Raw genomic sequence first — 9,967 nt, 5'->3', positions numbered from 1 at the left:
ACCCGGTCCCATTCCGAACCCGGAAGTTAAGCCCTTCAGCGCCGATGGTACTGCATGGGAGACTGTGTGGGAGAGTAGGACACCGCCGGACATTTTGTGAGGAAGGCCCCGCCGTTCACGGCGGGGCCTTTCGCATTTCTATGTGCATCGGCCCGGGGCCTCGGGATATTGAGATGCGCTTCAGCCGCCGGCCCTGGCAGGCTGCGGATATGCCGATCGCTGACGTGTCGCCCGGGGTGTCCATCGCCTACGAGAGCTTCGGCGATCCCGCTGACGCTCCCGTTCTGCTCGTCATGGGATTCGGCGCTCAGATGATCGCTTGGCATGAGGACTTCTGCCGTGCGCTGGCGGCTCGTGGCCGATATGTGATCCGGTTCGACAACCGCGATTGCGGGCTGTCGACCAGGTTCGACGATCATCCGGTCGACATGGGGCGCTTCATCGGTGCCGTGAGTTCGGGGGACATCGCCTCCGCGGTGGCGATGGTCCCCTACAGGTTGAAGGACATGGCCGACGACGGCTTCGGGCTCCTGACCGCGCTCGGTGTCGAGCGGGCCCACGTCGTCGGAGCCTCGATGGGCGGAATGATCGCCCAGACGATGGCCATCACCCGGCCGGAGCGGGTGCTGACGCTGACGTCGATGATGTCGTCGACGGGCGAGAGCGAGTACGGCCGATCCAGCCCCGAGGCCAGGGCGGTGCTCTTCGCTCCGAAGCTCCAGGATCGCGACGGATATGTCGCGGCGGCGGAACGGGAACTGGTGTGGGCCTCCAAGCGCTATGGCGACGCGTCCGCACTGCGGGAGCTGGCCGCTGCCTCCTATGACCGGGCCTACTACCCCGCCGGCGTCGGGCGTCAGCTCGGAGCGATGATCCTGAGCGGCTCGCGTGCCGATGCCCTCCGGGAGCTCCGGGTGCCGACCCTGGTGATGCACGGCCTGGACGACACGCTCATCGATCCCAGCGGCGGCCGTCGCACCGCGGAGCTCGTGCCCGGCGCGGAACTCCTGCTGATTCCCGACATGGGGCATGACCGTCCACGCGAGCTCTGGCCCATGATCATCGATGCTCTGGAGGCGCACACGAGATGAGTACCGCCCGGCGCGCCGTCCTTCACCCAGAGATGGGTTGAGTGCGTTCGGGCGGATGTGCGTCCGTCAGGCGCTGCCATTGTGCGAGCTGTTCAGCGTGGGAGCCCGTGGAGGTCGCCTGGGCGACGGCGTTGATCGACGCGGCCGTCGGTTCGGCGCCGTCGCGGTAGAGGAGGGTCAGCGGCCAGGCGGGGGCGCCGGTGCCGCCGTCGAAGGGGCGCCAGTCCCAGGGTGCGACGAAGCGCCAGGCGCGTCCGGCGGCGTCGGCCAGCTCGTCGTCGGGGTGCAGGAACGCGTACGGGCGGAAGACGAGGTCCATGGCGATCGGCTGATCGTCGTCGGGGTCGATGACGTATCCCTGGTACTCCGCGTCGGGGTCCTCGGATTCGCCGTGGTGGAGGACGACGACGTGCCGGTGCGGGCGGGGGAGGCGCCCCGTCTCCAGCGGAGGGTCGAAGTGCTCGACGGACATGACGTGGACGATCATCGGCGGTATCCCGACCTTGCAGCGGTCGCCGGCGGCGAGGGCGTCGGCGTCCGGGATCGTCGTGAAGAACCGGTGTTCCGCATCCAGGGAGGAGCCGCGGGGGAGCGCGACGTCGCCGTTCCAGTGGAAGAAATCGCTGGCGGGGTCCACCTGCCACCACGGCCAGCGGACGGCGACGTTGTAGGGATGGACGGCGGTGACGGTCGCTTCGGTGAACGGGCAGGAGATCCGGAGGACGTCGCCAGGACGGAAGTCCTGGAGAGGCTCGCCGGTCATGGACCGAACGGCGCCAGCAGCTCGGCGAGGGCAGGGTGGGCGCGGCCGGGGACGATCGTGGTGATGGTGTAGCGGCCGACGCCGGCGCGGACGAACGGGTCGTCGCCGGCGATCTTCTCGGCGGTGGCGCGGTCGACGCCCGCCGCGATGATGAGGCCGCCCTGCTCGGACGGGACCGTCTGCCCGGAGACGAGGAAGGTGCCGGCGGCGTGATGCCGGTCGAGGAACGCCACGTGATCCTTGACGTGGGGTCCGGCGGCCTCCTCCGACTCCGTGTACTCCAGCCTCAGCAGATGCAGCATTCCCGCCCTTTCGATGATCGTCCGGTGTACCGGTCAAGTCTTCCAGCGGGCAGGCGGGCCGTCGACTTCGCAGAGCGCGATGGCCGGGCGCGCGGTTCAGCGTGCGGACAGGGCCATGTCGAGGGTCGCCGCCCACTGGCGCAGGAGCCCGCCGCGGCGGGCCGAGTCGTCGGTGAGCAGGTCGGCGAGGCCGAGGCCGCGGACGAGGTCGAGAGTTGCCTGCACGGTCTCCCGGACGCCGGGCACGGACTCGTCCGCGCCGAGGGCCTCGACGGTGAGGCGGTGGGCCTCGCGCCCCACCCGGGCCTCGAGCGGCAGGACCTGCGCGCGGAGCTGCTCGTCGGAGCTGGCGGCGACCCACAGCTGGAGCGCGGCGCGGAACAGCGGCGAGGTGTACATCTCGCCGAGGAGGGTGACGACGTCGAGGGTGGACGGCCGGCGGTCGGCGAGCGCGTCCAGGTGCTCGCGCATCTGCGCCATCCGCACTTCCGAGCCGTACTCGACCGCGGCGGTGACCAGCTCCTCGCGGGTGCGGAAGTGGTGCTGGGCGGCGCCGCGCGACACCCCGGCGCGTTCGGCGACGGTGGCGACCGTGGTGCCGGCCCAGCCGATCGACGCGAGGCAGTCGACGGCCGCCTCCAGGAGGCGCCGCCGGGTCGCGCGGCTGCGGTCCTGCTGCGGTTCTCGGGGGATCGCCTGCGTGGTCATCTCTTCCTCGGCTCGGGTGGCCCTCCAGTCAACCAAATCCTGCCGCCGAAAAACAATCAAGCGCGATTGATTTTTTCAGAGCGGGCTGGCAGGGTGCTGGCCATGAGTCGACCCTTGCGGATCGGTAACGCCTCGGGCTTCTACGGCGACCGTTTCAGCGCGGTGCGGGAGATGCTGGAGGGCGGTCCCCTGGACGTCCTCACCGGCGACTACCTGGCCGAGCTGACGATGCTGATCCTGGGCCGGAGCCGGATGAAGGACCCCGGGGCCGGGTATGCGTCCACCTTCCTGCGCCAGATGGAGGAGTCCCTCGGGCTCGCCGCCGAGCGCGGCGTCAAGATCGTCACCAATGCCGGCGGGCTGAACCCGCGCGGGCTCGCCGAGCGGCTGCGCGAGCTGGCCGGCAGGCTCGGCGTCGACGTGCGGATCGCCCACGTCGAGGGGGACGACCTGCTGCCGCGCGCCGGTGAGCTGGGGCTGGCCGATCCCCGCTACGGCGGCCCGCTCACCGCCAACGCCTATCTCGGCGCGTGGGGCATCGCCGAGTGCCTGCGGGCCGGCGCGGACGTGGTGGTCACCGGACGGGTGACGGACGCGTCGCTGGTCGTGGGGCCGGCGGCGGCGCATTTCGGATGGGCGCGCGACGACTGGGACGCGCTGGCCGGGGCGACGGCCGCCGGCCACGTCCTGGAGTGCGGGGCGCAGGCGACCGGCGGCAACTACGCCTTCTTCGAAGAAATCTACAATGTAAAGCCACTGGGCTTTCCGCTCGCGGAGATCCACGCCGACGGCTCCAGCGTGATCACCAAGCATCCCGGGACGGGCGGTGCCGTGACCGTCGAGACCGTCACGGCGCAGCTGCTGTACGAGATCGGCGCGCCCGCCTACGCCGGCCCCGACGTGACCACGCACTTCGACACCATCGAGCTGGCGGAGGACGGCCCCGACCGGGTGCGGATCGGCGGGGTCGAGGGCTCGCCGCCGCCCGCCACGACGAAGGTGTGCCTGAACCACCTCGGCGGTCACCGCAACGAGATGACGTTCGTCCTCACCGGACTCGGCATCGAGGCCAAGGCGGCGTTCGCGAAGGCCCAGCTCGAGGCCGCGTTCGGCGACGCGCCGCCGGCCCGCGTCGAATGGACGCTCATCGGCGCCCCCGCGACCGATCCGGCCTCGCAGGGCGCGGCGACCTCGCTGCTGCGGTGCGCCGTCCTCGACCCGGACCCGGAGAAGGTGGGGCGCCGGTTCAGCGGGGCGGTCGTGGAGCTGGCGCTGGCCGGATACCCCGGGTTCACGATGACGTCGCCGCCCGGGAAGGGCGGCCCGTACGGGGTGTACAAGCCGGCGTTCGTGCCCAACGGGGAGGTCGAGCACGTCGCCGTCCTGCCCGACGGGAAGCGCGTGCCGATCCCCGCCGCGCCGGTCGTCGCCGAGCCGGGCGCCGGGACACGGGACGAGCCGGGCGCCGGGACGCGTGACGAGGCGGGCGTCGAGGCGCGGGAGGAGCCGGAAGTCGAGGCGCATGGGAGGCGGCCCCCGCCCGCCCAGGGGGGCGACCCCACTTCCAGTGTCCAGCCCGCCGGGTCTGCCCCGGAAGTCGAATCGCGTTCTGTGGACAACCCGCCCCCGCCCGCCGGACGGACGGTGCGGGTTCCACTGGGACGCGTCGCGGGGGCGCGGAGCGGAGACAAGGGCGGGGACGCCAACATCGGCGTCTGGGCCCGCACGGACGCGCAGTGGCGGTGGCTGGAGCCCTTCCTCACCGTCGAGCGGCTGAACGAGCTGATGCCCGAGACCCGCGACCACCGCGTCCGGCGGTACGTCCTGCCGAACCTGCGGGCCGTCAACTTCGTCGTCGAGGGCCTGCTGCAGGAAGGCGTGTCCGCCTCGACCCGGTTCGACCCGCAGGGCAAGGCCCTGGGGGAGTGGCTGCGGTCCCGCCTCGCCGACGTGCCCGAAACCCTGCTCGCCCCGCAGGCCGAGGACAGGGCCGAGAGCAAGGCCGAGGGCAAGGCCGGGACTGAGACCGGGGCCAAGGCCGAGGCTCCGGCGGCGGAGAACATCGAGAACCCGGAGGGAGTCCGTTGACCCTCAAGAGCACGCTCGACACCGGCGGCCCGGAGTACCGGGAGCGGCGCGCGGCCATGCTGGAGAAGCTGGCCGCGCTGGACGCCGAGCACGCCAAGGCGCTGGAGGGAGGCGGCGAGAAGTACGTCACCCGGCACCGCAAGCGCGGGAAGATGCTGGCCAGGGAGCGGATCGAGCTGCTGCTCGACCCCGACTCGCCGTTCCTGGAGCTCAGCCCCCTCGCCGCCTGGGGCAGCGACTTCCCGGTCGGCGCGAGCGTCGTCACCGGCATCGGCGTCGTCGAGGGCGTCGAATGCATGATCGTCGCGAACGACCCGACGGTGCGGGGCGGCGCCAGCAATCCGTGGACGGTGAAGAAGAGCTTCCGCGCGTCCGACATCGCGCTGGAGAACCGGCTGCCCGTGATCAACCTGGTCGAGTCGGGCGGCGCGGACCTGCCGACGCAGAAGGAGATCTTCATCCCGGGCGGCCGGATGTTCCGCGACCTGACCCGGCTCTCGGCCGCTGGGATCCCGACGATCGCGCTGGTGTTCGGCAACTCCACCGCCGGCGGCGCGTACATCCCGGGCATGTGCGACCACGTCGTCATGGTCAAGGAGCGCGCGAAGGTGTTCCTCGGCGGGCCGCCGCTGGTGAAGATGGCGACCGGTGAGGAGGCCGACGACGAGGAGCTCGGCGGCGCCGAGATGCACGCCCGCACGTCCGGCCTCGCCGACTACATGGCCGCGGACGAGGCGGACGCGCTGCGCATCGGGCGGCAGATCGTGAAGAACCTCAACCACCGCAAGCTCGGCCCCGCGCCCGGCCCCGTCGAGGAGCCGCGGTACGACGTGGAGGAGCTGGCGGGGATCGTCCCCGAGGACCTGAAGATCCCGTTCGACCCGCGCGAGGTGATCGCCCGGATCGCGGACGGCTCGGAGTTCGACGAGTTCAAGCCGCTCTACGGGACGAGCCTGGTCACCGGCTGGACCCGGATCCACGGCTACCCGGTCGGGGTCCTCGCCAACGCGCAGGGCGTGCTGTTCGGCGCGGAGGCGCAGAAGGCCGCGCAGTTCATCCAGCTCGCGAACCAGGCGGACACGCCGCTGCTGTTCCTGCACAACACCACCGGCTACATGGTCGGCAAGGAGTACGAGCAGGCCGGGATCATCAAGCACGGCGCCCTGATGATCAACGCGGTGGCGAACAGCAGGGTCCCGCACATCACCATCGTGATGGGGGCGTCGTACGGCGCCGGCAACTACGGCATGTGCGGCCGGGCGTACGACCCCCGGTTCCTGTTCACCTGGCCGAGCGCGAAGTCGGCGGTGATGGGGCCGCAGCAGCTCGCGGGCGTGCTGTCGATCGTGGCGCGGCAGGCCGCCGAGGCGCGCGGCCAGGCCTACGACGAGGACCAGGACCGTGCGATGCGCGAGCTCGTCGAGACGCAGATCGAGGCGGAGTCGCTGCCGTTCTTCCTGTCCGGCCGGCTCTACGACGACGGGGTGATCGACCCGCGCGACACCCGCACCGTCCTCGGCCTGTGCCTGTCCGTTGTCCACAACGCGCCCGTGCGCGGAGCCGACGGCTTCGGCGTCTTCCGGATGTGAGTCGCAGATGATCAAGACTGTGCTGGTCGCCAACCGCGGCGAGATCGCCCGCCGGGTGTTCCGGGCCTGCCGGGACCTCGGCATCGGGACCGTCGCCGTGCACTCCGACCCCGACGCGGGCGCGCCCTTCGTCCGCGAGGCGGACGCGGCGGTGCGGCTGCCCGGGGCGTCGCCCGCCGAGACCTACCTCGCGGCCGCGAAGGTGGTGGACGCGGCGCGCCGGGCGGGCGCCGACGCCGTCCACCCCGGCTACGGGTTCCTGTCGGAGAACGCCGCGTTCGCGCAGGCCGTCCTCGACGCGGGCCTGACCTGGATCGGGCCGCCGCCCGCCGCGATCGCCGCGATGGGCTCGAAGATCGAGGCGAAGAAGCTGATGGCGGCGGCCGGGGTGCCGGTGCTGCCGGAACTGGACCCCGCGCAGGTCACGGCCGCCGACCTGCCGCTGCTGGTGAAGGCGTCCGCGGGCGGCGGCGGGCGCGGCATGCGGATCGTCCGGACCCTGGACGAGCTGCCGGACGCCGTCGCCGGCGCCCGCCGCGAGGCCGAGTCGGCGTTCGGCGACCCGACCGTGTTCTGCGAGCCGCTGCTGGAGAGCGCCCGCCACATCGAGGTGCAGATCATCGCGGACGCGCACGGCACCGTCGTCGCCCTCGGCGAGCGGGAGTGCTCCATCCAGCGCCGCCACCAGAAGATCATCGAGGAGGCGCCGTCGCCGGCCGTCGACGACGCGCTGCGTGACGCGCTGTGCACGGCCGCGGAGAACGCCGCCCGCGCCATCGAGTACGTCGGCGCCGGGACGGTCGAGTTCATGCTCGCGCCGGACGGCCGCTTCTACTTCCTGGAGGTGAACACCCGCCTTCAGGTCGAGCACCCGGTCACCGAGTGCGTCTACGGGGTCGACCTCGTCCGGCTGCAGATCGAGTGCGCCGAGGGCGGCGCGCTCCCGCGCAATGACGTGGAGCCGCGCGGGCACGCCATCGAGGTCCGCCTGTACGCCGAGGACCCCGCGCACGACTGGCGGCCCGCGAGCGGCACCCTGCACACCTTCGAGGTGCCCGGGGTGGACGCCGCGTTCGCCGTCCCGCCGTCCGGCGGGCTGCGGCTCGACAGCGGCGTGGAGAGCGGCAGCGAGGTCGGCGTCCACTACGACCCGATGCTCGCCAAGGTCATCGCCTGGGCGCCGACCCGCGCCGCCGCCGCGCGCCGCCTGGCGGCCGCGTTGCGCGGCGCACGCGTCCACGGCCTGACCACCAACCGCGACCTGCTGGTGCGCATCCTGGAGGAGCCGGCGTTCCTGGCCGGGGACACCGACACCGGCTACCTCGACCGGATCGGACTGGACGCCCTGGCCGCGCCGCTCGCCGGAGAGGAGACCGTCGCGGTGTCCGCGCTGGCCGCAGCGCTCGCCGGCGCGGCGCGGGCCCGCGCGTCCGCCGGGGTGCTCGGCGGGCTGCCGTCCGGGTGGCGCAACGTCCGGTCGCAGCCGCAGCGCCGGTCGTTCGACGGCCCGCACGGCACGGTCGACGTCGACTACCGCCTCGGCCGCGACGGCCTGGTCAGCGAGCTGTGCCCGGGAACGGCGCTGGTGAGCGCCGGACCGGACCGCGTCGTCCTCGACCGGGACGGGCTGCGCGAGACGTTCACGGTCGCCGCCGCCGGAGACGAGGTGTTCGTCGACTCCCGGCTCGGCCCCGTCGCGCTGCGGGCCGTGCCGCGCTTCACCGACCCGAGCGCGCAGGTCGCGCCCGGCTCCCTGCTCGCCCCCATGCCCGGGACGGTCGTGCGGGTCGAGACCGAGCCCGGCGCGGCCGTCGCCGAGGGGCAGACCCTCGTCGTCCTGGAGGCGATGAAGATGGAGCACCGCATCGCCGCCCCCGCCGCCGGGACCGTCGCCGAACTGAACGTCGAGGCCGGACGGCAGGTCGAGTCCGGCGCCGTCCTCGCCGTCATCTCCGTGGAAGGAACCCCCGAATGAGCTTCGTCGAGACCGAGGAACGGCAGGCGCTGCGCGCAGCGGTCGCCGAGCTGGGCGCCAAGTACGGCTCGTCGTACTACGTCGAGAAGGCGCGCGCGGGTGAGAAGACCGACGAGCTGTGGGCCGAGGCCGGGCGGCTCGGGTACCTCGGCGTCAACGTGCCGGAGGAGTACGGCGGCGGAGGCGGCGGCATCGGCGACCTCGCCGCCGTCTGCGAGGAGCTCGCCGCGGCGGGCTGCCCGCTGCTGCTGATGGTCGTCTCCCCGGCGATCTGCGCGACGATCATCGCCCGGTCCGGCACCGAGGCGCAGCAGAAGCACTGGCTGCCGAGGTTCGCCGACGGGTCGGTGAAGATGGCGTTCGCGATCACCGAGCCGGACGCCGGGTCCAACGCGCACCGCATCACCACCACCGCCCGCCGCGACGGCGACGGCTGGGTGCTGAACGGGCAGAAGACGTTCATCTCCGGAGTGGACGAGGCCGACGCGGTGCTGTTCGTCAGCCGCACCGAGGACCAGAAGGGCAACCTGCGGCCGTCGCTGTTCATCGTCCCCACGGGCACCGACGGCTTCACCTTCACCCCCATCGACATGGAGATCGTGTCGCCGGAGAAGCAGTTCATCTGCCACCTCGACGACGTCCGGCTGCCCTACGACGCGCTCGTCGGCGACGAGGACGGCGGCCTGCTCCAGCTGTTCGCCGGCCTCAACCCCGAGCGGATCATGGCGGCGGCGATGGGCGCCGGGATCGGCCGGCTCGCGCTCGGCAAGGCGATCTCCTACGCCAAGGACCGGCAGGTCTTCAGGACGCCGATCGGCGCGCACCAGGGCCTCGCGCACCCGCTCGCCGCCGCCAAGATCGAGCTGGAGCTGGCCCGGCTGATGGGGCAGAAGGCCGCCTGGCTGTACGACGAGGGCGACGACATGGGCGCCGGCGAGGCCGCGAACATGGCGAAGTACGCGACGGCCGAGGCCGCGATCCACTGCGTCGACCAGGCCATCCAGACCCACGGCGGCAACGGCCTCACCACCGAGTACGGCGTCGGGATGCTGGCCGGGGTCGTCCGGCTGATGCGGATCGCGCCGGTCAGCCGGGAGATGATCCTCAACTTCGTCGCGCAGCACTCGCTGGGGCTGCCCAAGTCGTACTGACCCGCCGCGCCTTTGCCTACTTATGGCGATGGAAGCGTTACAGAGAGTGCCCACAAGGGGACCATCGCGGAGCGACCGCCGCATAACGAACGAAAGGGATGATCATGCGGAAGTTTCTCTCTGCCCTGGTCCTGACCGTCGCCGCGCTGCTCGCCGGCTTCGTCGGCCTCTCCACGGGCGCGTCGGCCTCCACGGCGTCCGCCGCCGCGCCCGCGGCCATCGCCGGGGGCTGCCACCACTGCTGCGGCGACCACAACACGAACGTCAACATCAACATCAACGGTTGACGCCCGCCGTGCC

9 protein-coding genes and 1 rRNA gene are annotated in these 9,967 nt (G+C 72.2%); 7 read left to right on the top strand and 3 right to left on the bottom strand.

Annotated elements, in window-relative coordinates; all coding sequences use genetic code 11:
* Both rrf and ABZ914_RS39055 read left to right on the top strand, forming a co-directional pair.
* Positions 1–91, top strand: a 5S ribosomal RNA gene (gene rrf / locus ABZ914_RS39060); the annotation flags it as partial.
* An 82-nt stretch (positions 92–173) separates the two neighbouring features.
* A complete protein-coding gene (locus ABZ914_RS39055) occupies positions 174–1,091 on the top strand; it encodes an alpha/beta fold hydrolase (protein WP_500199538.1) in 918 nt (305 codons plus the stop codon).
* A 22-nt stretch (positions 1,092–1,113) separates the two neighbouring features.
* On the opposite strand, the gene ABZ914_RS39050 is transcribed toward ABZ914_RS39055, so the two are convergent.
* The 3 genes from ABZ914_RS39050 to ABZ914_RS39040 form a co-directional block, all read right to left on the bottom strand.
* A complete protein-coding gene (locus ABZ914_RS39050) occupies positions 1,114–1,854 on the bottom strand; it encodes a hypothetical protein (protein WP_500199537.1) in 741 nt (246 codons plus the stop codon).
* The gene (locus tag ABZ914_RS39045) at positions 1,851–2,156 is read right to left on the bottom strand and encodes a YciI family protein (RefSeq protein ID WP_500199535.1); all 306 of its coding nucleotides are present in this window, start codon (positions 2,154–2,156) and stop codon (positions 1,851–1,853) included. The genes ABZ914_RS39050 and ABZ914_RS39045 overlap by 4 nt, the downstream gene beginning before the upstream one ends.
* Positions 2,157–2,252: 96 nt before the next feature.
* Positions 2,253–2,864: a TetR/AcrR family transcriptional regulator gene (locus ABZ914_RS39040; RefSeq protein ID WP_433136519.1), complete on the bottom strand. Its 612-nt coding sequence runs from the start codon at positions 2,862–2,864 to the stop codon at positions 2,253–2,255.
* A gap of 102 nt (positions 2,865–2,966) precedes the next feature.
* Here ABZ914_RS39040 and ABZ914_RS39035 point away from each other — a divergent pair, with 102 nt between their 5' ends.
* The 5 genes from ABZ914_RS39035 (at position 2,967) to ABZ914_RS39015 (ending at position 9,954) form a co-directional block, all read left to right on the top strand.
* Positions 2,967–4,952 (top strand): acyclic terpene utilization AtuA family protein, encoded by a 1,986-nt coding sequence (locus ABZ914_RS39035; protein WP_500199534.1) that lies wholly within the window; start codon positions 2,967–2,969, stop codon positions 4,950–4,952.
* Positions 4,949–6,541: an acyl-CoA carboxylase subunit beta gene (locus ABZ914_RS39030; RefSeq protein ID WP_500199532.1), complete on the top strand. Its 1,593-nt coding sequence runs from the start codon at positions 4,949–4,951 to the stop codon at positions 6,539–6,541. The genes ABZ914_RS39035 and ABZ914_RS39030 overlap by 4 nt, the downstream gene beginning before the upstream one ends.
* A 7-nt stretch (positions 6,542–6,548) precedes the next feature.
* On the top strand, positions 6,549–8,516 hold the full coding sequence (locus ABZ914_RS39025; RefSeq protein WP_500199530.1) for an acetyl/propionyl/methylcrotonyl-CoA carboxylase subunit alpha: 1,968 nt from the start codon (positions 6,549–6,551) through the stop codon (positions 8,514–8,516).
* The gene (locus ABZ914_RS39020; RefSeq protein WP_500199529.1) at positions 8,513–9,667 is read left to right on the top strand and encodes an acyl-CoA dehydrogenase family protein; all 1,155 of its coding nucleotides are present in this window, start codon (positions 8,513–8,515) and stop codon (positions 9,665–9,667) included. The genes ABZ914_RS39025 and ABZ914_RS39020 overlap by 4 nt, the downstream gene beginning before the upstream one ends.
* Positions 9,668–9,771: 104 nt before the next feature.
* Positions 9,772–9,954 carry a hypothetical protein gene (locus tag ABZ914_RS39015; protein ID WP_500199527.1) on the top strand — a complete coding sequence of 61 codons (183 nt, stop codon included), beginning with the start codon at positions 9,772–9,774 and terminating at the stop codon, positions 9,952–9,954.
* The last annotated feature ends 13 nt before the right edge of the window (positions 9,955–9,967 follow it).

The sequence above is a fragment of the Spirillospora sp. NPDC046719 genome (assembly GCF_040645715.1).
GTDB lineage: Bacteria > Actinomycetota > Actinomycetes > Streptosporangiales > Streptosporangiaceae > Spirillospora.
The sequence above is the reverse complement of the archived record's forward strand: the minus strand, read 5'-3'. Positions and strand labels throughout refer to the sequence as shown.

What these genes read in the sequence shown, in the direction of transcription:
- ABZ914_RS39055 (WP_500199538.1), top strand. Translation starts at nt 174, where the DNA reads ATGCGCTTCAGCCGCCGGCCCTGGCAGGCTGCGGATATGCCGATCGCT.
- ABZ914_RS39050 (WP_500199537.1), bottom strand. Translation starts at nt 1,854, where the DNA reads ATGACCGGCGAGCCTCTCCAGGACTTCCGTCCTGGCGACGTCCTCCGG.
- ABZ914_RS39045 (WP_500199535.1), bottom strand. Translation starts at nt 2,156, where the DNA reads ATGCTGCATCTGCTGAGGCTGGAGTACACGGAGTCGGAGGAGGCCGCC.
- ABZ914_RS39040 (WP_433136519.1), bottom strand. Translation starts at nt 2,864, where the DNA reads ATGACCACGCAGGCGATCCCCCGAGAACCGCAGCAGGACCGCAGCCGC.
- ABZ914_RS39035 (WP_500199534.1), top strand. Translation starts at nt 2,967, where the DNA reads ATGAGTCGACCCTTGCGGATCGGTAACGCCTCGGGCTTCTACGGCGAC.
- ABZ914_RS39025 (WP_500199530.1), top strand. Translation starts at nt 6,549, where the DNA reads ATGATCAAGACTGTGCTGGTCGCCAACCGCGGCGAGATCGCCCGCCGG.
- ABZ914_RS39020 (WP_500199529.1), top strand. Translation starts at nt 8,513, where the DNA reads ATGAGCTTCGTCGAGACCGAGGAACGGCAGGCGCTGCGCGCAGCGGTC.
- ABZ914_RS39015 (WP_500199527.1), top strand. Translation starts at nt 9,772, where the DNA reads ATGCGGAAGTTTCTCTCTGCCCTGGTCCTGACCGTCGCCGCGCTGCTC.